This is a genomic window from Methylobacterium sp. ARG-1, assembly GCF_001262595.1.
GTDB lineage: Bacteria > Pseudomonadota > Alphaproteobacteria > Rhizobiales > Beijerinckiaceae > Methylobacterium > Methylobacterium brachiatum.
Genome location: NZ_LHCD01000001.1, coordinates 1 through 20,672, shown reverse-complemented (window position 1 = coordinate 20,672; position 20,672 = coordinate 1). Strand labels below are relative to the sequence as shown.

The window sequence follows — 20,672 nt, the reverse complement described above, 5'->3', positions numbered from 1 at the left end:
TGCGCGGGAATAGCCTGCTCCTTTGACCCCCCCGGTCAAATATCGAACGCCCGTATAGGCCGGCGGCATGCCAGGCCACCCAATCTGCATCAAGCAACTATTTGTTTACCACGTTTTAAAGCCGCAGGCGCCGCAGACCCGAAGGCGCTTTCAACGGAACAAAACATGAACACAATGGGGGCGGAACACGGGAGGCACGACGATGCTGAAGCGGTTGGTCCTGACCGGAATGGTCGAGTTCATGGCGTTCGGGATGCTGTTCGCGGCTGTCGGCGCCTGGGCGATAGCATTGGCACCCGTCCGTTAGCCGGGCTTTGCGTTTTGGCGTGCGGTTCCCGCCCGAAACGCCTTATGCACAGGCGATCGGGGCTCGAGCGCGGATTGTCCACAGCGGGCGTCCGAACTGGTGCGCCCGGAACACGACCGGTGGATATCGTCGCCGATGGCTTCGCCATACGTCGACTTGGCAAGGCCGAGCAGGGATGTTGGGCGACCCCGGATCAAGGTCGGCCATGCCACGCCAGCTCAAGGAGGTCGGATTCGTCCACCTCCACGTCCATTCATCCTATTCCCTCCTCGAAGGGGCGCTGAAAGTCGGCTCCCTGGTCAAGGCCGCGGTCGCCGACCGGCAGCCGGCTCTGGCCCTCACCGACACCAACAACCTGTTCGGGGCGCTGGAATTCTCCGAGAAAGCAGCCGGGGAGGGCGTCCAGCCGATCGCCGGCGTGCAGCTCTCGGTGGCGTTCGAGGCGGCCGACCCGCACCAGCGCGCGGCGCCCACGAGCCACGGGGTCGTGCTGCTCGCCCAGGACGAGGCCGGCTATGCCAACCTGCTGCGGCTGGCGAGCCGCGCCTATTTCGACACGGCGCTCGGCGAGGCGCCGCGGGTCGAAGCCGCCGCCCTGGCCGAGTGCGGCGCCGGCCTGATCGCGCTCACCGGCGGCCTGTCCGGGCCCCTCGACGCGGCATTCCGGGCCGGCCGGCCCGAGCTGGCCCTGAGCCGGCTGAAGCAGCTCAAGGCGGCGTTCGGCGAGGACCGGCTCTACGTCGAGATCCAGCGTCACGGCTTGCCCGAGGAGGGGCGGATCGAGACGGCGCTCCTCGACCTCGCCGGTCGCCACGGCCTCGGGATCGCGGCGACCAACGAGCCGTTCTTCGCCAAGCCCGACGATTACGACGCCCATGACGCGCTGCTCGCCATCGCGGACGGGCGGCTGGTCTCGGACGAGCGTCGGCGCCGGGTCACTCCGCGCCACGCCTTCAAGACCCGCGCCGAGATGGCCGCGCTGTTCCACGATCTGCCGGACGCGCTCCAGGCCACGGTCGAGATCGCCATGCGCTGCGCCGTGCGGGCGCGGACCCGCAAGCCGATCCTGCCGAATTTCGGCTCGGTGGCGGCGGGGGAGACGCCGCCCATGGCCGAAGCGCTGGCCGAGGCGTCGGACGCCCCGGTCCAGGCGGTGGCGGCCGACGAGCCGACTGAGCTGCGCCGCCAGGCCGAGGCCGGGCTGGAGCTGCGGCTGAAGCAGCACGGCACGGCGCCGGGCTTCTCGGAGGACGATTATCGCAAGCGCCTCGCCTTCGAGCTCGACGTCATCGTCAAGATGAAATTCCCGGGCTACTTCCTGATCGTCTCCGACTTCATCAAGTGGGCCAAGGATCACGACATTCCGGTGGGTCCGGGCCGCGGCTCCGGTGCCGGCTCGCTGGTGGCGTGGTCGCTGCTGATCACCGACCTCGACCCGCTCCGCTTCGGCCTGCTGTTCGAGCGCTTCCTCAACCCCGAGCGCGTCTCGATGCCGGATTTCGACATCGACTTCTGCGTCGAGGGCCGCGAGCGCGTGATCCGCTACGTCCAGCAGCGCTACGGCGAGCGGCAGGTCGGGCAGATCATCACCTTCGGTACGCTGCTCGCCCGCGGCGTGCTGCGCGATGTCGGCCGCGTGCTGGAGATGCCCTACGGGCAGGTCGACAAGCTGACCAAGCTCGTGCCGCAGAACCCGGCCAACCCGGTGACGCTCGCCCAGGCGATCGAGGGCGAGCCCAAGCTCCAGCAGGCCATGGAGGAGGAGCCGATCGTCGCCCGGCTCATCGACATCGCCAAGAAGCTCGAGGGCCTGCACCGCCACGCCTCGACCCACGCGGCCGGCGTGGTGATCGGCGACCGGCCCCTCGAGGAGCTGGTCCCGCTCTACCGAGACCCGAAGACCGGGATGCGGGTGACCCAGTTCAACATGAAGTGGGTCGAGCAGGCCGGCCTGGTGAAGTTCGACTTCCTGGGCCTCAAGACGCTCACGATGCTGCGGTGCTGCACCGACCTGCTGAAGCAGCGCGGCATCGAGATCGACCTGGCGAGCCTGCCGCTCGACGACAAGAACACCTACACGCCGATGGGCCGGGGCGAGACGGTCGGGGTGTTCCAGGTGGAATCCGCCGGCATGCGCAAGGCCCTCTGCGAGATGCAGGCTGACCGGTTCGAGGACATCATCGCCCTCGTCGCCCTCTACCGGCCGGGCCCGATGGCCAACATCCCGGTCTATTGCGAGCGCAAGCTCGGCCGCGATGCCGGCAACGAGGCATCCTGGTACCCGGATCCGAAGCTGGAGCCGATGCTGAAGGAGACCTTCGGCATCATCGTCTACCAGGAACAGGTGATGGAGATCGCCAAGGTGCTCGCCGGCTACTCGCTCGGCGAGGCCGACATGCTCCGGCGCGCCATGGGCAAGAAGATCCGCGCCGAGATGGACGCGCAGCGCGACCGGTTCCTCAAGGGCTGCACCGAGCGCGGGCTGACCAAGGCCAAGGCCAACGAGATCTTCGACCTCCTGGCCAAGTTCGCCGATTACGGCTTCAACAAGAGCCACGCGGCGGCCTACGCCCTGCTGACCTACCAGACCGGCTACCTGAAGGCGAATTACCCGGTCGAGTTCCTGGCCGCCGCCATGACGCTCGACATCGACAACACCGACAAGCTCGCCGAATTCCGCCAGGACGCGCAGCGCCTCAAGATCACGGTCGAGCCGCCCTCGATCAACACCTCCGGCGAGGTGTTCGAGGTGCGCGACGGCAAGATCTTCTACGCGCTCGCCGCCATCAAGGGCGTCGGCCGGGAGGCGGTGCGGGCGCTGGTGGAGGCCCGGGGCGACCGCCCGTTCAAGGACCTCGCCTGTCTGGCCCGCCGCCTGAACCCGCGGATGATCAACAAGCGCACCCTGGAGAGCCTGGTCCAGGCCGGTGCGTTGGACTGCATCGAGCCCGACCGGGCCCGGGCCTTCGCGGCGGTCGAGCCGATGATGAAGCTCGCCACCAGCGCCGCCGAGGCGGCCTCCACGGGCGTCACCGACATGTTCGGCGGCGTGGTCGCGGACGACGTGTCCCTGCGGATCCCGCCGCACGAGGTCTGGCCGATGGCCGACACGCTCAAGCGCGAATACACGGCGATCGGGTTCTTCGTCTCGGGCCACCCGCTCGACGAGTACGGCGACCTGCTGGACAAGCTGCGGGTGCAGAGCTGGGCCGATTTCTGCCGCTCGGTGCGGGCCGGGACCAGCAGCGTCGGCCGGGTCGCCGCCTCGGTGCTCGACCGGGCGGAGCGGCGCACCAAAACCGGCAACAAGATGGGCATCGTCACCCTTTCGGACCGGACCGCGCATTTCGAGGCGATCATCTTCTCCGAAGGCCTCGGCCAGTACCGCGACATCCTCGAGCCGGGCCGGCCCCTGGTGCTCCAGCTCCAGGCGAACCTGGAGGGCGAGGACGTGCGCGCCCGGATCCTGACCGCGGAGCCCCTCGACCACGCGGTCGCCCGCCACCAGAAGGGCATCCGCATCCATCTGAGCGACCCGCGCGGGGTCGCGCCGGTGCAGCAGCGGCTGTCGATGCGGGGGGAGAGCGAGGTCTCGCTGATCCTCAAGCTCGACGGCGGCGGCCGCGAGGTCGAGATCCGGCTCCCGGGCAAGTTCCAGGCCTCGCCCCAGCTCGCCGGCCAGCTCCGGACCGTGCCGGGGGTGGTGCAGGTAGAGGTGAGCTGACATCGGGCCGGAAGCCTGCTTGGCCGGCGATCCGTGGTCTATGCGGAGGTCGGTCTAAGAACAGCCCCGTCATCCCGGGGCCGCGAAGCGGAGCCCGGGATCCAGAAACGTCGACAGATCAGTAACTTGCTCCGTCGGCGGCGCCCCGGGATGACAGGACGAAGGCTGAAGCGTTCGTGGAAACCTGGGATCAGCTGTCTAGCTCGCCGCCGATCCGGTCGCGGCCAGGACCACGGCTCGCGTCCCCACTGGCACGCGGCCGAAGAGGTCGATGATGTCCTGGTTCAGGAACCGGACGCAGCCCGAGGACACCATCGTGCCATGCAGGCGGTAGAGCGTGTCCTGACCGTCCCGGTAGAGGTAGAGCGCGCGGGGCCCGAGGGGGATGCCGGGCGCCGCCCGGCAGACCGCCGGCGAAGGGCCCGTAGCGCTGAGGCTCGCGCCGGATCATCGCGGGCGATGGTGGCCGGCCCCCGAAGTTGAACGCCTCCTCCCGGCCGACGCCCACGCCGTAGCGGATCGCTTGCCCCTTCTCCCGCACGAGGTCGGCGAAGCGCGCGCCCGGCTCGACCACGATCGTGCCGGGCGGTTCGGCCGTGGCGTAGTCGGACCTTCTGGCGCAGGCAGCGCGGGTCGAGCCCCGTCAGGTCCACCGCCGGTACCGGGAAGGGCTCGCTGTCGAGGGGATCAGTGAGGCCGCCTGACAAGCGGATCGGCTCGCGCCTCGTCCTGAACCCGAGAGCCTGTCCGATTGCCGGCTTCAGGATTGGCGCGGCAGGGAGACCGAACCGGGGAACGGTGGCGAGGGAGGGGGGTTGAACCTTTTGGGCAGGGATCGATCGACGGGCGGCAGTGTCTCGGGGCTGAAAAGTTCCCCGCCGGGCACGGAAGAAGCCCGGCGGGCGGTCGGAACATGTCGGCGCCTCACCCGTAAGTTCCGAGCGCACCTCGCGCAAACGGAGCTGCCCGCATGTTCATGAAGATCGACCGCCTGCTCGCGGAGTTGCCGGAGCCCAAGAAGCCCGAGCCCAACGCAGCCGCCGCCCTGCAGGAACTGCTCGGCGGTAAGTACGGCGAGATGTCGACACTCGGGAACTACATGTTCCAGAGCTTCAATTTCCGGAACAAGACCAAGCTCCGCCCATTCTACAGCCTCGTCTCCAGCATTTTCGCCGAAGAGATCGGCCACGTCGAGCTGGTCTCGACAGGCATCGCCATGCTGAACAACGGCCCGGGCAACCCGGCCAAGGACGTCGACATCTCCAAGGCGCCCTTCGCCGAGATGCAGGATGTGCGTCTCGCCGGCAGCTTCCTGTCGAATGGCGGCGGCGCGATGCCAATGAATTCGAACGCCGCGTCTTGGAACATGGACATGGTCACGACCACCGGCAATCTGATCATCGACCTGCTGCACAACTTCCACCTGGAATGCGGTGCGCGCATCCACAAGCTGCGGGTCTACGAGACCATGAGCGAGCCGACCGGCCGTGAGGTCTGCGCGTATCTGCTGGTGCGTGGCTCGCTGCACGCGCACGCCTATGCGCTGGCCCTGAAGAAGCTGACCGGCGTCGAGATCGAGAAGATGCTGCCGACCCCGAACATCGACCTGTCGCGGGTGCCGGAGTGTCAGAAGTACCTCGACGAGGGCAAGCACCGCCGCCTCTACACCTTCAGCGAGGTCGATTATAAGGAAGCGGCCGGCGTCTGGTCGAACGACGAGGTGGCGCTGCCGGGTGATCCGCCGGGCAATCTCGAGGTGATCGACGGCGCCCCCGAGGGCGGCAAGATTCCCGAACTCGACGGCAATTACGGTGCCTTCGCGCCGGATTACGCGCCGGAAGAGATTTTCGAGATCGCCAGCAAGCTTTACAAGAAGGGCCGCTGAGCCCATCGAATGCGGCGTCGCCCCGCGCGGCGCCGAACCACCCTACAACGTCTACAGCGGTGGCGCGGCGAGGCAGCTTCCGAGAGCCGTCTTCAACGCCACCGCATCGCTGTCCGACACGGAAAAGACCACCGTCAGGGTCTGATCCCCGCCGCGCGGGCTCGCCTGCGTCCAGGTGAGCCGCGTGCCGGCCTGGGCGAGCGCGAGCGCGACGCCGCGCAATGGGTCCTCGCCGCGGCGCGCGCCGGCCACCGTAAGGCTGATGCTCTTGTCGGGATCGCGGGCTTCCGCGCCCTGCGCGGCCATCCGCACGGAACGGACGCCGGCGGGGTTCGAGACCAGGATGCTTGTGAGCGGCGCCGCGTTTCCGCCGCCCTGCAGGCCGGCCACGTCGAAACCCGCTGCGAAATCCGCGAAGCGCGGCACCGTCAGCACCGCCGAGAGACCGGCCCCGGCCGGATCGCAGGCAAGCCGCAGGGTGGCCGGATGCTGGCCGGCGCCGAGGGTGGCGTTGCCGGCGAGGTCCGTGGAGCCCGGCACCGGCCGTGACCCGTCGGGCAGCACCGGCGTGCCCCCGGTCAGGATGTCCGACAGCCGGAAACCGTGGGGCCAGGGCCCGGCGGCGAGCACGGCGACCGCAATCACCAGAATCGCCAGGGCCACGCCGATCCGGAGCCGCATCCTGTCCTCCGCCTGTGGGAAACTCGGGCCGGCGGCATAGCGCATCGCGCCGGATACCGGAACTCACGCGATGCGCTAGATCCTTGGTTCTGCATCATCTTTTTCCGAAGCTCGGAAGCCGCCGCCTCAGATGATGCTCAGGCGATCGCGGTTCGGCCGCAACCGTTCGTTCACCACGGCTGCAGGAAGGGCCCACAACCACAACCTGTGAGCCTCGCAGCAACTCCGTAAAAACCGATCGATCCTATGCACGCTTGCTCAACCCTGAGCGTCGCGATGCGCATCAAGATCCTCCTCGCCCTCACCCTCGTGGTCTACGTCACCACCGGGCGTGCGCCCGGCATCCGCGAGCCGCGCAACCCGGATACGGAGCAGGCAGGCGGCCGTGTCGTCATCGCGATGAAGCGCGCCTGGGCGTGAGCCTCACGCGCCCGGCGCGCAGGCCCTGAGCCGGGCAGCCACCAGCGCCTGAAGGTTCCAGAGATGCCGGTCGCGGATGCCGAGGCGCTCGCAGGCCTCGACGGTCCGGAACAGGTACTCGGCGCTGGGGCCGGCATGCCCGCAGGCGGCCGCGATTTTTTCCGCGATCTCGGCATCCGAGAGGCGGCCGGCGTAGCGCTCGTTGGCACGGTTGGCCAGGAAGGTCAGCGCCGAGACGGTGCCGGCCTCGGTCGCCACCGGCAGCCAGCGGGCGACGTAGCCCCGGCCGCGCATCTCGCGGCGCCAGACCGGCATCAGCGCCTCGCGGATCTCCAGGCCGGGCAGCCGGAACGCCACGCCCTTGCATAGGCCGCCGCGATCGAGCGCCAGGACGAAGCCCGGCCGCTCCGGCGTGCCGCGAAACCGGCGCTGGAGCAGGCAGAAGCGACGGTGAAAGCCCCGCACGGTCCCGATCCGGCTCTCGGCCACCGGGAATTCCGGCCGCCACATCAGCGAGCCGTAGGCGAAGACCCAGATGTCGTGCCCCTCGCGGCCCGCGGTGATCGCCTCGAGCCCGGGACGCAGCTCCGCGTCGCTCAGAACCTCGAGGGCGCTCGGGTCGTCCGGGATGGGGGTGGCATGGGCGCGGGCGATCAGGTCGAGGCTGAGGTCGAGACGGCGCGCTTGGGGTGACGGCATGCCTGTCAACGCGGCAGGTTCAACGCGCGTTGCCCAGGGCGTCCAGTTCCGGGAACGGCTGGCTGCGGTGGCCGGTGCAGACCTCGTCGTCGTCGATCACCTCCAGCCGGTCGGCCGCATAGCGCATCACCGCCTTCGGCCGCTCCGGCTTGCCGAAGGTGCGGCCGCTCATCCGGCTCGACACGCAATAGATCGTCCGGCCGCCATCCTCGATCGGCCCGGCGAGCCGGCTGCCGTCGAACCGCACCGGCAGCAGCGAGACCGATCCGAAATCGACCTGCTTGAGCGCCAAAGCCGCGATCCGCTGCTTCAGGGCCGGGGAGGGCGCGTCCTCGGCGGGCTTAGCCGCCTTAGGGGCGGCCAGCGCGCCGGTGATGGTCAGGGCCAGGGCAAGAACCGGAGCGACGCGGCGCATGCGGGTGATTCCTTCCCGGCCAAGCTACCGTCACCCGCGGGGCGCGCAAAGGCGGCAGCGCGGCTCCGGAGCCCTTATATGAGGGGATTGGAGGCGGATCGCCGGTGCCGCGATCCGCGCCTTCTCAGCCGGTGATGTGACCGTGATGCAATGGACCGACGACGCGCTGGTGCTGGGCCTGCGCCGGCACGGGGAGAGCGGCGTCATCCTGGAGGCGATGACCGAGGCGCACGGCCGCCATCTTGGGCTCGTCCATGGCGGGCGCTCGCGCCGGATGCAGCCGGTGCTCCAGCCCGGCAACCGGGTCCGGCTGACCTGGCGGGCGCGGCTCGACGAGGGGCTCGGCGCCTACACGGTGGAGCCGCTCGAATCCCAGGTCTCGCGGATGATCGGCTCCGGCATCGCCCTCTACGGGCTCGGCCACATGGCCGCGCTGCTGCGTCTCCTGCCCGAGCGCGATCCGCATCCGGCCCTCTACGAGGCGGCGGGCATCCTGGTCGAACATCTGGACGATCCGGCCGTGGCGCCGCCGCTGATGGTGCGGTTCGAGCTGGAGATTCTGTCGGAACTCGGCTTCGGCCTCGATCTCACCGCCTGCGCGGCCACCGGGGGCAACGACGCCCTGGCCTACGTCTCGCCCAAGAGTGGCCGGGCGGTCAGCGCCTCCGCCGGAGAGCCGTTCCGCGATCGCCTGCTTGCGCTGCCGACCTTCCTGCATGCAGGTGGATCCCCGGGGCCGGACGGCGTTGCGCAAGGGTTTACCTTGACGGGGTACTTCCTCGACCGGCACGTCTGGGGCCCGCGCGGCCTCGCCGCGCCGGAGGAGCGCGCGCGATTCGTTGCGCTCGGTCGCGAGGCCGAGTAATGTTCGCGCTATGTTCTGCATGCGACCGAGCCGGGGACCGCCCGAGCCTCGGTTGAGACCAACCCCGTCATTCCGGGGCCGCGCAGCGGAGCCCGGAATCCAGAGCCGCATCGTCGAACGGGTGGACGCGTCCGTCACCCCGGGCACGGCGGGCGGTTCTGGATTCCGGGCTCGCCTTCGGCGCCCCGGAATGACGGATCGCGCGTTGTGGCGGTGCTGCCGGTCGGCGGCCCCGCCCTGAGACAGGAGCCGTCATGGGCCAGCCCTTCGAGCCGCCGTCCGGCGACGGGATCGAGAGCGTCGAGCTGAAATCCGCGCTGGAGGAGCGCTACCTCGCCTATGCGCTCTCCACGATCATGCACCGGGCGCTGCCGGATGCCCGCGACGGGTTGAAGCCCGTGCATCGGCGCATCCTGTACGGGATGCGGCTGCTCCGTCTCGACCCGAACACCGCGCACAAGAAATGCGCCAAGATCGTCGGCGACGTGATGGGTGACTTCCATCCGCACGGCGACCAGGCGATCTACGACGCGCTGGTGCGGCTCTCCCAGGACTTCGCACAGCGCTATCCGCTGGTCGACGGCCAGGGCAATTTCGGCAACATCGACGGCGATGGCCCGGCCGCCTACCGCTACACCGAGGCGCGGCTCACCGAGGTCGCCCGCCTGCTGCTCGACGGGATCGACGAGGACACGGTCGATTTCCGCCCCTCCTACAACGGCGAGAAGGAGGAGCCGGTGGTGCTGCCGGCCGCCTTCCCGAACCTGCTCGCCAACGGCAGCCAGGGCATCGCGGTCGGCATGGCGACCTCGATCCCGCCGCACAACGCGGCCGAGCTCTGCGACGCCGCGCTCTACCTGATCAGCCATCCGGGGGCGACCTCGGCCCAGCTCAACAGCTTCGTGCAGGGGCCGGATTTCCCCACCGGCGGCATCCTGGTCGATTCGCCCGAATCGATCGCCGAGGCCTACCGGACCGGCCGGGGCGCCTTCCGGGTCCGGGCCCGCTGGCACAAGGAGGATCTCGGCCGCGGCACCTGGAACATCATCGTCACCGAGATCCCCTACGGGATCCCGAAGGGCCGGCTGATCGAGAAGATGGCCGAGCTTCTTCAGGAGAAGAAGCTGCCGCTGCTGGCCGACGTGCGCGACGAATCGGCCGAGGACGTGCGCGTCGTGCTGGAGCCGCGCTCGCGCACGGTCGATCCCGTGATCCTGATGGAATCGCTGTTCCGGCTCACGGAACTCGAAGCCCGCATCCCGCTCAACCTCAACGTCCTCGTCGGCGGCCTCGTGCCGAAGGTGATCGGGCTCACCGAATGCCTGCGGGAATGGGTCGACCACCGCCGGGTGGTGCTGCAGCGCCGCTCCCGCTACCGGCTCGGGCAGATCGACCGCCGGCTCGAGATCCTGGGCGGCCTGCTCATCGTCTATCTCGACCTCGACGAGGTGATCCGCATCATCCGTGAGGAGGACGAGCCGAAGCCGGCCCTGATGGCCCGGTTCGAGCTGACCGAGGTCCAGGCCAACGCGATCCTCGACACCCGCCTGCGCAGCTTGCGCAAGCTGGAGGAGATGGAGCTGAAGCGCGAGCTGGACGCGCTCACCGCCGAGAAGGCCGAGCTCGATGCGCTCCTGGCCTCAGAACCGGCGCAGTGGAAGACGATCCAGGCGCAGATCCGCGCCGTGAAGAAGACGTTCGGGCCCGAGACCAAGCTCGGCAAGCGCCGGACGACGCTCGCGAGCCCGCCCGATGTCGGCGGCATCGACTTCACCGCGGCCCTGGTCGAGCGTGAGCCGATCACCGTGATCGTCTCGAACAAGGGCTGGATCCGGGCCTTGAAGGGCCACGTCTCCGACCTCTCGGGCGTCGCCTTCAAGGGCGATGACGGGCTGAAGATCGCCTTCCCGAGCGAGACCACCCAGAAGATCCTGCTGCTCGCCTCGAACGGCAAGGTCTTCACCATCGAGGCCTCCAAGCTGCCCGGCGGCCGCGGCTTCGGCGATCCGGTGCGCCTGATGGTCGATCTCGACGACGGCACCGAGGTGGTGGCGGCGCTGCCTTACAAGCCGGAGACCAAGCTGCTCATCGCCGGCTCGGACGGGCGCGGCTTCGTGGCGCCTTCCGACGCGCTGGTGGCCAACACCCGCAAGGGCAAGGGCGTGCTCGGCCTGGACGGGGACGCGACCGCCGTGGTGCTCGTCCCGGCCGACGGCGATCACGTGGCGGTGGTGAATACCGAGAAGCTGCTGCTGATCTTCCCGATCTCGGAGGTGGCTGAACTCTCCCGCGGCAAGGGCGTCCGCCTCCAGCGCTGCCGCAGCGGTGGCCTCACGGACGCGCACGTCTTCAAGCTGACGGACGGCCTGCCCTGGCAGGACGGCTCGGCCGAGGGGCGGCTGGCCAACGCAGCGGTGCTGGAGAAGTGGCTCGGCCATCGCGGCGAGGTCGGCCTGATGATGGCGCGCAGCTTCCCGAAATTCGAGCGGTTCGGGCGCTGAGGAGGCGTCGTCACCCCGCGCGCGGAAGAACCTCGTCCGCGGCCCAGAGATGCTGGGCCGCGTAGGCCCGGAACGGCCGCCAAGCTTCGGCCCGGGCGAGGAGCGCGGCCGGGCTCGGGCGGCCGGTGCCGGTCTCGAGGGCGCGCAGCAGGCCGACATCGCCCACCGGTAGCGCGTCCGGCAGCTTGAGCGCCCGCATGGCGATGTACTGGGCCGTCCAGGGACCGATTCCGCGAATCGCCGTGAAGCGCAGCACCGCCGCCTCCAGGGTCCCGGCGGGGGCGAACAGGTCCGGATCGGCGAGTGCCGCCGCCGCCAGTGCCCGGATCGCCGCGCCGCGGGAGCGGGGCATGTTCAGGGCGAGTGCCACATCGGCTTCGACCAGCTGAGCCGGTGTCGGGAAGACGTGGGTCAGGGGACCGACCGGCTCCGCCAGGGGCGTCCCGAAGGCCGCGACCAGTTTCCCGGCGAGCCGGATCGCGGCGGCGACCGACACCTGCTGGCCGAGGATCGCCCGGCAGCCGGTCTCGAACGGGTCCCAGGCGCCCGGCAGGCGCAATCCTGGGCGGGCCGCCACCAAGTCCGACAGAGTCGGGTCCCGGGACAGGCAGGCAGCGATCGCCGCCGGGTCGGCATCGCAATCGAACAGGCGGCGCAGGCGCGCGGCGATCTCCGGTTCAGAGCTTGAGTCGAAGCCGTGGAGCGTCGCGTGCAGCGCATCGTCGCCGAACGCGACCGCGACGATGCCGGGCCGGCCGCCGATGCAGACCGTGCGTGCATAGATCTGGTCGCCGGTCTCGGCCGATTCGACCCCGAGGATCGCCCGCTTCGCCAGGAAGGCGCGGATCGACGCCCAATCGTAGGGCGGCCGACAGGGAAGGCTGAGGGTGACGAGCGGCCCGCCGGCGGGCGCAAACGAGAGGGGCGGCCCTTCGGCCGCCCCAGGGGTCACGTCGGGGTCGATGGGCCGTCTCAGCCGCGCTGGTCCACCGGCACGTAGTCGCGCTGGGTCGGACCGACATAGAGCTGGCGCGGACGGCCGATCTTCTGCATCGGGTCCTCGATCATCTCGGCCCATTGCGCGATCCAGCCGACCGTGCGCGCCACCGCGAACAGTACGGTGAACATGTCGGTCGGGAAGCCCATCGCCTTGAGGGTGATGCCCGAGTAGAAATCGATGTTCGGGTAGAGCTTCTTCTCGATGAAGTACTCGTCCTTGAGGGCGATCTGCTCCAGCTCCATGGCGACGTGCAGCAGCGGATCCTCGGTCTTGCCGAGCTCCTTCAGCACCTGGTGCGTGGTGCTCTGCATGATGCGGGCGCGCGGGTCGTAGTTCTTGTAGACCCGGTGGCCGAAGCCCATCAGGCGGAACGGGTCGTTCTTGTCCTTGGCCTTGGCGACGTACTTGCCGACGTTCTCGGGCGTGCCGATCTCCATCAGCATCTTCAGCGCGGCCTCGTTGGCGCCGCCATGGGCCGGCCCCCACAGGCAGGCGATGCCGGCCGCGATGCAGGCGAACGGGTTCGCGCCCGAGGAGCCCGCGAGCCGCACGGTGGAGGTCGAGGCGTTCTGCTCGTGGTCGGCGTGGAGGATGAAGATCTTGTCCAGCGCCTTGGCGAAGACCGGGTTGACCTCGTACTCCTCGCACGGCACCGCGTAACACATCCGCAGGAAGTTCGAGGTGTAGTCGAGGTCGTTCTTCGGATACACGAAGGGCTGGCCGATGGAATACTTGTAGGCCATCGCGGCCAGCGTCGGCATCTTGGCGATCATGCGGATCGACGCGATCATCCGCTGGCTCTCGTCCGTGATGTCGGTCGAGTCGTGGTAGAAGGCCGAGAGCGCGCCGACCGAGGCCACCATCACGGCCATCGGGTGGGCGTCGCGGCGGAAGCCCGTGAAGAACCGGTTCATCTGGTCGTGCACCATGGTGTGGCGCGTGACCCGGTAGTCGAAATCAGCCTTCTGGGCCGCGGTCGGCAGGGTGCCGAACAGCATCAGGTAGCAGGTCTCGAGGAAGTCGCCCTTCTCGGCGAGCTGCTCGATCGGGTAGCCGCGGTAGAGCAGCACGCCCTCGTCACCGTCGATGTAGGTGATCTTCGATTCGCACGAGGCCGTCGAGGTGAAGCCCGGGTCGAAGGTGAAGGCGCCGGTCTTGGCGTAGAGCTTGCCGATATCGATGACGTCCGGGCCGATGGTGCCGGATTTGACCGGCAGTTCGATCTCCTTGCCGTCCACGGTGATGGTGCTGGATGCGCTCATGGAACGTGGACCCTTCTCTGGCGACGTGGCGGATGCCGGCCTCGGGTTGCCCGAGGCGACCCCGGGGCCGGAGCACGCCGCGTTATGTTGCGGGTGCTCACGCGCCATGGGTTACCCAAACGGCAGTGCAGCAGCAACGGGGTGGGTGACAACCCGCCCCCTTCGCCAAGCGAAATCCAACCCGGCGCCCGCAGTTCCCGGTCGCCCGATCAGCGCGACCGGATCATCCCCGATTTCATATCCCGGGCGAGCCGGCCGGGTTTCGCAATGCGCATCGTCGTGGCCCGAAAGACGCTCGCCTTCGGGACGATGCGTCAGGCCACCTGATCCCCGAGGCGGGCCAGGGTCTCGGCCCGGCCGAGCACGGCCATCACGTCGAACAGGGGCGGGGAGGTGGTCCGCCCGGTGAGCGCGGCTCGCAGCGGCTGGGCCACCTGCCCGAGCTTGCACCCGGCGGTCTCCGCATACTGGCGCACGGCGCCCTCGGTGGCGGCCGCGCTCCAGTCGGGCAAGGCTTCGAGGGCCGGCAGCACGCCGGCGAGGCGCGCCCGGCCCTCGTCGGAGAGGAGCGCCCGGGCCTTGTCGTCGAGTGCCAGGGGGCGCTGGGCGGTGAGGTAATAGGCGCTGTCGAGGAGCTCGATCAGCGTCTTGGCCCGCTCCTTCAGGCCCGGCATGGCCTGGGTCAGCTTGTCCTTCAGGTCGGGCTGGAGCGTCGCCGGAAGGCCGCGCTCAGGGCCGACATTGGGCAGGATCGTCTCGATCGCGGCGACCAGATCGGCATCGGCGCTGCCGCGGATGTAGAGCCCGTTGAGGTTGGCGAGCTTGGCGAAGTCGAACCGCGCCGCCGAGCGCCCCACCGCGCGCAGGTCGAAGGCCGCGATCATCTCCTCGGTGGAGAAGACCTCCTGGTCGCCGTGGCTCCAGCCCAGCCGCACCAGGTAATTGCGCAGGGCCGCCGGCAGGTAGCCGAGGTCGCGATAGGCCTCGACGCCCAGAGCGCCGTGGCGCTTGGACAGCTTGGCGCCGTCGGCACCGTGGATCAGCGGGATATGGGCCATCTTGGGGATGTCCCAGCCGAGCGCGGAGAAGATCTGGCTCTGGCGCGCGGCATTGGTGAGGTGGTCGTCGCCGCGGATGATCTGGGTGACGCCCATGTCGTGGTCGTCGACCACGACGGCGAGCATGTAGGTCGGCGTGCCGTCCGAGCGCAGCAGCACGAGGTCGTCGAGATCGCGGTTGGCCCAGGTCACCCGGCCCTGCACGGCGTCCTCGACCACCGTCTCGCCCTCGGTGGGCGCGCGCAGCCGGATCACCGGCTTGACCCCGGCGGGCGCCTCGGACGGGTCGCGGTCACGCCAGCGCCCGTCGTAGCGCGGGGCGCGGCCCTCGGCCCGGGCGGTCTCGCGCATCTGCGTGAGCTCCTCCGCGGAGGCGTAGCAATGATAGGCGCGGCCGGCGGCCAGCAGCTCCTCGGCGACCGCGCGGTGGCGCTCGGCCCGGGCGAACTGGAAAACCACGTCCCCGTCCCAGTCGAGGCCGAGCCAGGACAGGCCGTCGAGGATCGCGTGGATCGCGCCCTTGGTCGAGCGTTCCCGGTCGGTATCCTCGATGCGCAGCAGCATCTTGCCGCCCGTGTGACGGGCATAGAGCCAGTTGAACAAAGCCGTGCGGGCTCCTCCGATATGGAGGTAGCCGGTGGGCGAGGGGGCGAAGCGCGTGACGACGGCTGAGGACATCGGGCCGATATGTTCGGGGGCGGAGGGCGAGGGGGCGGGGCATTCGGGCGGCGCCCGTCGCACCAAGTGGCGCCCGTAGCACGAAGTACGCGCTGTAGCACGGGCCGAGGGGTGCGTTAAGAATCCCCCGCCGGAGCTGAGTCGCCCGGCGCGAGGCGAGGGCGGATGCGGCGGATCGGCGCGAGGCTGGCGGGCGGCGCGGTGGCGCTCGCCGGCCCGCGCCCCGCGTTGGCGCCGGCGCTGCGCGACTGGTTTGCCGGCGGCCTCGCCCGGGAGGTCGAGCAGCGCCGCCTGTTCCCCTGGCTGGCGGTGGCGTTCGGCACCGGGATCCTGGTGTTCTTCGCGGGCGCCGACGGGACGCCATTTCTCGCCGCGCCGCTCGTCGGGGCGGCGCTGGCGCTCGCGCCGGTGCCGTTCCTGGGCGCGCGGCCGGGGAGTCTGGCTCTCGCGCTGGCGCTGGCTACCGGATTCCTCGGCTTCGCCGCGGCGACCTGGCGGGTCGGGCAGGTGGCGGCCCCGATCCTGTCCCGGACCACCATCGGGCCGCTCACCGGAATGATCGAAGCGCTGGACGAGCGCGAGGTCGGTGCCCGGCTCGTGATCCGGGTCGAGAGCTTCGCCGGCCTCGATCCGCCGGCGACGCCGCACCGGGTTCGGGTCTCATTCCGGAAGGCACCGCCCCTGCGGCCCGGGGATTTCATCGCCGCCACGGCACGATTGCTACCGCCGCCCGAGGCGGCACGACCCGGCGGCTACGACTTCGCCCGGGATGCCTACTTCCAGGGAATCGGTGCGGTGGGTTCGCTGATCGGCGCGATCACGGTTCGGGCGCCGCCCGCACCGCCGCCGCTAGGCCTGCGGCTCGCGGCCCTGCTGGACGAGGCCCGCAACGCGCTGACGCGCCGGATCGCGCAGGCCGAGGGCGGCCAGGCGGGGGCGGTGGCGGCGGCGCTGGTGACGGGCAAGCGTGGGCTGATCGGACCGGCCGCCAACGACGCACTCCGGGCCGCCGGCATCTATCACGTCGTCTCCATCTCGGGCCTCCACATGGTGCTGGCCGCCGGCGTGGTGTTCTGGCTGGTGCGGGCGGTCCTGGCTCTCATCCCGTTCTGCGCCCTGGTCTGGCCGATCAAGAAGATCGCCGCCGGGTTCGCGATGCTGGGCGTCACCGCCTATTGCGCCTTCTCGGGCTGGGACATCGCCGCCGAGCGCTCGCTGATCATGACCCTGATCATGCTGGGTGCGATCCTGGTCGACCGACCGGCCCTGTCGATGCGCAACCTGGCGCTCGCCGCTTTGATCGCCCTGGCACGGGAGCCCGAGGGGCTTCTAGGGCCGAGCTTCCAGATGTCGTTCGGGGCGGTGGCCGGGCTGATCGCCTGCGCGCGGCTGATCGACGGAGGCCTGTTCCGGCGGCCGGGGGCAGGCCGGATCGAGCGGCTCATCGGCGACGGGATCTCGGCCGTGACCGGTACCCTGGCGACGACGCTGGTGGCACAGATCGCCACCGCGCCATTCGCCACCTACCATTTCCAGACGATCCAGCCGTTCGGGCTGATCGGCAACGCCCTGACCCTGCCGCTCGTCTCGCTGGTGGTGATGCCCGCGGCGGTGATCGGGATCCTGGCCTATCCCTTCGCCCTCGACCGGCCGGTCTGGTGGCTGATGGGGCAGGCGGTGGGCGGCATGCTGGCGATCGCCGAATGGATCGCCGGCTTCGATCGGGCCACCCTGGTGCTGCCGGCTTTCGGCACCGGCGCGCTGGTGCTGCTGGCGGCGGGGCTGCTCCTGGCCACGCTCCCGGTCTCGCGGCTGCGCTGGCTCGCCCTGCCGCCCGCCCTGCTGGGGCTCGGCCTCGCCGCGATGCCGGACCGCTTCGACCTCTATATCGACCGGCAGGGCGGCGGTGCGGCCGTGCGCGGGACCGATGGGCGCCTGGCGGCGCTGGGCAGCCCCTCGGCCTTCGTGCTGGAGCAGTGGCTCAAGGCGGATGGCGACGGCCGGTCGGCCAAAACCGTGATCGGCGGTGTCGCGCAGAGCGGACGCTGCGACCGTCTCGGCTGCACCGCGCGCCTGCCGGATGGCCGCGCCATCGCCCTGGTCCGCGACCGGCGCGCCTTCGCAGAGGATTGCGCCCGGGCGGCGGTGCTAATTACCCGGCTCGCCGCGCCGCCGACCTGCCACGCACCACTGGTGATCGACCGCCGGGCGCTCGCCGCCCACGGCGCCGTCGCCCTTCGGGCCGACCGCGAGGGATTCACGGTTCGCTATGCCCATGATGAGGGCCGCTCCGTTCCCTGGCGACCGTCCCCCGGTGCTGGGCCGTCACCGGAGCAGCGGACCGAAACGCCCGCTCCCGGCACCCCGATCCCGCCCGAGCCCGACGCTGCCGGTCCCGACGCCACGCCCGGCGACGCGCCGACCGAGCCGCTTCAGTAGCGGCGGACGAGGCTGACGAGCCGGCCCTGGATCTGGACCCGGTCGGGACCCAGCACGCGGGTCTCGTAGGCCGGGTTGGCGGCTTCCAGGGCGATCGAGGAGCCGCGGCGACGCAGGCGCTTCAGCGTGGCCTCCTCGTCGTCGATCAGCGCCACGATGATGTCGCCGGTATTGGCCGTGTCCTGCTTGCGGATCACCACGAGGTCGCCGTCTAGGATGCCGGCATCCACCATCGAATCGCCGCGCACTTCGAGGGCGTAATGCTCGCCGCCGGCCAGGAAGTCCGGCGACATGGTGATGGCGTGGCTCTGGTTCTGGATCGCCGAGACCGGCGTACCGGCCGCGATCCGGCCCATCACCGGAATCGAGATGGCGCGCCCGCCATCATCGATCATCCGGGTGGTCGCGGGTTGAGGCGGCAGCTTGGACTTGCCACCTTCGACCACGCTCGGGGTGAAGCGGCGGGGCTCGGCGGGCGGCGGGGCTGCCTGCGACAGGCTCTCGGGAATGCGGATCACCTCAATGGCCCGCGCCCGATTCGGCAGGCGCCGCAGGAAGCCGCGCTCCTCCAAGGCCGTGATCAGCCGGTGGATGCCCGACTTGGACTTCAGATCGAGGGCGTCCTTCATCTCGTCGAACGAGGGCGGGACGCCGCATTCCTGCATGCGGCTCTGGATGAAACGCAGGAGGTCCAATTGCTTGCGCGTGAGCATCGACGGGGGACTCGCGGCTTGGCGGACCGCATCGGCGCGGCCTCGGAAACAAATCACGAACACGTTAAACGTTCCGCAAGTGTTCCGCAAGCCTGATCCGGCCAAGCTTGATGGGCCGACGCGCCCTGTCGCGCAAGCCTGCGCACTCTGCCCATCGGCCTCACGGTGACCTGAATCGCATCGAATGGTCCGGACGCTATGAAGGTTCGTGCCGGACGGCGAGGTCCCGACCTCGCCCCGGACAGAATAGGCCTCGACCGCCTGGAACGGTCGAGTGCCCCATCAAGACATGGGTCGAATGGACGTCTCAACATCCGATATTGTCGAACCGGGCAGCCGCGTGAAGCGCCTGCGGTCTGCGACGGCAGCGGCCCATGATCAGCTCGACCGGCGGGTCATGGCACGCCAGCCCTTCGCGAGCCTCGAACGGTACGCGCTGTTCCTGCAGGTCCAATACCGATTCCATACACGCGTCGATCCGCTCTATCGCGACGGCGCGCTGGGCTTCGTCCTGCCCGATCTCGACGGGAGGCGCCGTCTCGCCCTGATCGCGCAGGATCTGCGCGACGTGGCCGGCCGGATCCCCGACGTAGCCGCGGAGGACGGGGACGCGATCGATCCCGTGGCCGGGCTCGGCTGGCTCTACGTCGCGGAGGGCTCGAATCTCGGCGCGGCCATCCTGATCAAGGAAGCCCGGAAGCTCGGCCTCTCGGAGGGCCACGGCGCCCGCCACCTCGCCGGGCATCCGGACGGTCGCGGGCTGCACTGGCGGCAATTCACCACCGCGCTCGACCGGATCGCGCTCGCGGGCGACGGCGAGGCCCGCGCCGCAGCCGGGGCGACGGAGGCGTTCCGGTACGTGCACCGGCTCGTCGGGGACGCGTTCGGGGGCTGAGCGCCGGTCGGGGCGACAAACGCATTGACTGGTCAAGCGGGGCCGTTTCAATGCGCCACGGGGCTGGAACTGGGCTTGGGATGACGAGGATGCGACGGCGCGCGGCTCTGCTGCCCATCGGCTTGGTGACCCTCGGCCTGGCAATGGCCGGCTGCACCACCGGATTCTCGTACATCTCGCGGAACTACGTCGCGCTCACCCCGCAGGTGGTCACGATCGGCTGCAAGGAGCCCTACGAGGTCTACGACAACCGGCAGCTGCGCCGGATGCTGATCGTCTCGAACGCGCTGCGCGAATATGCCGGCTGCAATCTCAGCGAGGTGCGGATCGATCCCGATCCGGCGGCGAGCCGGGTGAAGCGGTTCCGCACCGCCGCCCGCGCCTATCTGGACGAGACCGTGCGGGAGGATTGCCGGATCACCGGCGAGACGGTGTTCGACCCGCAGAAGAGCGAGTTCGCCTATGCCTGCGATGGACCGATCGAGAAGCGGGGCACGGTGGTGCCGCGCCTGCCCGGCCGCAATCCGGGCCTGAACCAGCAGTGATGTTTTAGGCGCGCCCGGTCAGGTTCCGGGCTTCGGAAACGTGCGTTCGGCGGCATCACCGGCCGCCGCCAGCAGGGCGCGGGCGAAGGCGCGGGCCTCCGACCGGTCCAGCACGATCGCCGCCGTGACCGGGCTGCCGCCGAGGTCGGCGAGGGCGAGTTCCAGCCGCACCCCGTCCGGGACGGCACTCGCCTGGAGGCTCCAGCCCCCGCCGCGATCCGTGCTCTTGGTCATCACAACCTCTTCCTACCTGCCAGACCCGAGAAAACGCCGCAGGCTCCCGCCGGAACGGCCCGCGCCCGCCGCTGTTCCGATGCGGTGCCGCACGCCGCTTCCCTGCCTCGCCTGTCCACCCTGCTCAAGACCGCCGGCCCCGGTCTCGTCGTGATGCTGGCCGATACGGATGTCGGCAGCCTCATCACGGCGGCGCAGAGCGGCGCCCGCTGGGGCTACTCCCTATTGCTGCTGCAGATCCTGCTCGTGCCGATCCTGTACATCGTCCAGGAGCTCACGGTGCGCCTCGGGACCGCGACCGGTCGCGGCCATGGGGAGCTGATCCGCGCGCATTACGGGCCGATCTGGGCC

At 69.9% G+C, this 20,672-nt stretch carries 17 protein-coding genes and 1 pseudogene; 9 read left to right on the top strand and 9 right to left on the bottom strand.

The features are described 5' to 3' along the window. Positions 1 to 512 precede the first annotated feature (512 nt). Positions 513 to 4,031, top strand: a complete 3,519-nt coding sequence (gene dnaE / locus AKJ13_RS00080; protein ID WP_050731581.1) for a DNA polymerase III subunit alpha — start codon at positions 513 to 515, stop codon at positions 4,029 to 4,031. Positions 4,032 to 4,229: 198 nt separating this feature from the next. Here the strand turns inward: dnaE and AKJ13_RS29955 are convergent. Beyond that, positions 4,230 to 4,705 (bottom strand): annotated as a pseudogene (locus tag AKJ13_RS29955) (L,D-transpeptidase); the annotation flags it as partial. A 296-nt stretch (positions 4,706 to 5,001) separates the two neighbouring features. On the opposite strand from AKJ13_RS29955, the gene AKJ13_RS00075 reads away from it, so the two are divergent. Continuing rightward, on the top strand, positions 5,002 to 5,916 hold the full coding sequence (locus AKJ13_RS00075; protein WP_007560704.1) for a manganese catalase family protein: 915 nt from the start codon (positions 5,002 to 5,004) through the stop codon (positions 5,914 to 5,916). 51 nt (positions 5,917 to 5,967) lie between these two features. Here AKJ13_RS00075 and AKJ13_RS00070 read toward each other — a convergent pair whose 3' ends face one another. Further along, on the bottom strand, positions 5,968 to 6,597 hold the full coding sequence (locus AKJ13_RS00070) for a hypothetical protein (RefSeq protein ID WP_050731828.1): 630 nt from the start codon (positions 6,595 to 6,597) through the stop codon (positions 5,968 to 5,970). A 276-nt stretch (positions 6,598 to 6,873) separates the two neighbouring features. On the opposite strand from AKJ13_RS00070, the gene AKJ13_RS32085 reads away from it, so the two are divergent. Next, a complete protein-coding gene (locus tag AKJ13_RS32085; protein WP_007560701.1) occupies positions 6,874 to 7,017 on the top strand; it encodes a hypothetical protein in 144 nt (47 codons plus the stop codon). Between the two features lie 3 nt (positions 7,018 to 7,020). Here the strand turns inward: AKJ13_RS32085 and AKJ13_RS00065 are convergent, their stop codons facing one another. Continuing rightward, positions 7,021 to 7,716: a gamma-glutamylcyclotransferase gene (locus AKJ13_RS00065; protein WP_050731580.1), complete on the bottom strand. Its 696-nt coding sequence runs from the start codon at positions 7,714 to 7,716 to the stop codon at positions 7,021 to 7,023. A gap of 19 nt (positions 7,717 to 7,735) precedes the next feature. After that, positions 7,736 to 8,131 (bottom strand): hypothetical protein, encoded by a 396-nt coding sequence (locus AKJ13_RS00060; protein ID WP_050731579.1) that lies wholly within the window; start codon positions 8,129 to 8,131, stop codon positions 7,736 to 7,738. Between the two features lie 145 nt (positions 8,132 to 8,276). Here AKJ13_RS00060 and recO point away from each other — a divergent pair, with 145 nt between their 5' ends. Both recO and parC read left to right on the top strand, forming a co-directional pair. Continuing rightward, a complete protein-coding gene (gene recO / locus AKJ13_RS00055; RefSeq protein WP_050731827.1) occupies positions 8,277 to 8,996 on the top strand; it encodes a DNA repair protein RecO in 720 nt (239 codons plus the stop codon). A gap of 254 nt (positions 8,997 to 9,250) precedes the next feature. Continuing rightward, a complete protein-coding gene (parC, locus tag AKJ13_RS00050) occupies positions 9,251 to 11,497 on the top strand; it encodes a DNA topoisomerase IV subunit A (RefSeq protein WP_050731578.1) in 2,247 nt (748 codons plus the stop codon). A 10-nt stretch (positions 11,498 to 11,507) separates the two neighbouring features. Here the strand turns inward: parC and AKJ13_RS00045 are convergent, their stop codons facing one another. The 3 genes from AKJ13_RS00045 to gltX form a co-directional block, all read right to left on the bottom strand. Further along, positions 11,508 to 12,449 (bottom strand): AlkA N-terminal domain-containing protein, encoded by a 942-nt coding sequence (locus tag AKJ13_RS00045; protein ID WP_050731577.1) that lies wholly within the window; start codon positions 12,447 to 12,449, stop codon positions 11,508 to 11,510. A 20-nt stretch (positions 12,450 to 12,469) separates the two neighbouring features. Further along, complete coding sequence (gene gltA / locus AKJ13_RS00040) at positions 12,470 to 13,759, bottom strand: citrate synthase (protein WP_007560684.1); 1,290 nt, start codon at positions 13,757 to 13,759, stop codon at positions 12,470 to 12,472. Positions 13,760 to 14,073: 314 nt separating this feature from the next. Next, positions 14,074 to 15,495 (bottom strand): glutamate--tRNA ligase, encoded by a 1,422-nt coding sequence (gene gltX / locus AKJ13_RS00035; protein WP_050731576.1) that lies wholly within the window; start codon positions 15,493 to 15,495, stop codon positions 14,074 to 14,076. Positions 15,496 to 15,660: 165 nt separating this feature from the next. Between gltX and AKJ13_RS00030 the strand changes: the two genes are divergently transcribed. Further along, positions 15,661 to 17,934, top strand: a complete 2,274-nt coding sequence (locus tag AKJ13_RS00030) for a ComEC/Rec2 family competence protein (protein ID WP_050731575.1) — start codon at positions 15,661 to 15,663, stop codon at positions 17,932 to 17,934. Here AKJ13_RS00030 and lexA read toward each other — a convergent pair. Further along, on the bottom strand, positions 17,928 to 18,647 hold the full coding sequence (gene lexA / locus AKJ13_RS00025) for a transcriptional repressor LexA (RefSeq protein ID WP_050731574.1): 720 nt from the start codon (positions 18,645 to 18,647) through the stop codon (positions 17,928 to 17,930). The two genes, AKJ13_RS00030 and lexA, sit on opposite strands and share 7 nt — an antisense overlap. Before the next feature lie 289 nt (positions 18,648 to 18,936). On the opposite strand from lexA, the gene AKJ13_RS00020 reads away from it, so the two are divergent. Both AKJ13_RS00020 and AKJ13_RS00015 read left to right on the top strand, forming a co-directional pair. Further along, positions 18,937 to 19,542 carry a biliverdin-producing heme oxygenase gene (locus AKJ13_RS00020; RefSeq protein ID WP_348270928.1) on the top strand — a complete coding sequence of 202 codons (606 nt, stop codon included), beginning with the start codon at positions 18,937 to 18,939 and terminating at the stop codon, positions 19,540 to 19,542. 89 nt (positions 19,543 to 19,631) lie between these two features. Next, positions 19,632 to 20,087, top strand: a complete 456-nt coding sequence (locus AKJ13_RS00015) for a hypothetical protein (RefSeq protein ID WP_050731572.1) — start codon at positions 19,632 to 19,634, stop codon at positions 20,085 to 20,087. Between the two features lie 18 nt (positions 20,088 to 20,105). Here AKJ13_RS00015 and AKJ13_RS00010 read toward each other — a convergent pair whose 3' ends face one another. Then, entirely contained in the window at positions 20,106 to 20,321 is a 216-nt protein-coding gene (locus AKJ13_RS00010) for a hypothetical protein (protein WP_050731571.1), read from the bottom strand. A gap of 84 nt (positions 20,322 to 20,405) precedes the next feature. Here AKJ13_RS00010 and AKJ13_RS00005 point away from each other — a divergent pair. Continuing rightward, on the top strand, positions 20,406 to 20,672 hold a 267-nt coding region (locus AKJ13_RS00005), incomplete at its 3' end, for a divalent metal cation transporter (RefSeq protein WP_200905558.1).

What these genes read in the sequence shown, in the direction of transcription:
- dnaE (WP_050731581.1), top strand. Translation starts at nt 513, where the DNA reads ATGCCACGCCAGCTCAAGGAGGTCGGATTCGTCCACCTCCACGTCCAT.
- AKJ13_RS00075 (WP_007560704.1), top strand. Translation starts at nt 5,002, where the DNA reads ATGTTCATGAAGATCGACCGCCTGCTCGCGGAGTTGCCGGAGCCCAAG.
- AKJ13_RS00070 (WP_050731828.1), bottom strand. Translation starts at nt 6,597, where the DNA reads ATGCGGCTCCGGATCGGCGTGGCCCTGGCGATTCTGGTGATTGCGGTC.
- AKJ13_RS32085 (WP_007560701.1), top strand. Translation starts at nt 6,874, where the DNA reads ATGCGCATCAAGATCCTCCTCGCCCTCACCCTCGTGGTCTACGTCACC.
- AKJ13_RS00065 (WP_050731580.1), bottom strand. Translation starts at nt 7,716, where the DNA reads ATGCCGTCACCCCAAGCGCGCCGTCTCGACCTCAGCCTCGACCTGATC.
- AKJ13_RS00060 (WP_050731579.1), bottom strand. Translation starts at nt 8,131, where the DNA reads ATGCGCCGCGTCGCTCCGGTTCTTGCCCTGGCCCTGACCATCACCGGC.
- recO (WP_050731827.1), top strand. Translation starts at nt 8,277, where the DNA reads ATGCAATGGACCGACGACGCGCTGGTGCTGGGCCTGCGCCGGCACGGG.
- parC (WP_050731578.1), top strand. Translation starts at nt 9,251, where the DNA reads ATGGGCCAGCCCTTCGAGCCGCCGTCCGGCGACGGGATCGAGAGCGTC.
- gltA (WP_007560684.1), bottom strand. Translation starts at nt 13,759, where the DNA reads ATGAGCGCATCCAGCACCATCACCGTGGACGGCAAGGAGATCGAACTG.
- gltX (WP_050731576.1), bottom strand. Translation starts at nt 15,495, where the DNA reads ATGTCCTCAGCCGTCGTCACGCGCTTCGCCCCCTCGCCCACCGGCTAC.
- AKJ13_RS00030 (WP_050731575.1), top strand. Translation starts at nt 15,661, where the DNA reads ATGCGGCGGATCGGCGCGAGGCTGGCGGGCGGCGCGGTGGCGCTCGCC.
- lexA (WP_050731574.1), bottom strand. Translation starts at nt 18,647, where the DNA reads ATGCTCACGCGCAAGCAATTGGACCTCCTGCGTTTCATCCAGAGCCGC.
- AKJ13_RS00020 (WP_348270928.1), top strand. Translation starts at nt 18,937, where the DNA reads ATGGGTCGAATGGACGTCTCAACATCCGATATTGTCGAACCGGGCAGC.
- AKJ13_RS00015 (WP_050731572.1), top strand. Translation starts at nt 19,632, where the DNA reads ATGCGACGGCGCGCGGCTCTGCTGCCCATCGGCTTGGTGACCCTCGGC.
- AKJ13_RS00010 (WP_050731571.1), bottom strand. Translation starts at nt 20,321, where the DNA reads ATGACCAAGAGCACGGATCGCGGCGGGGGCTGGAGCCTCCAGGCGAGT.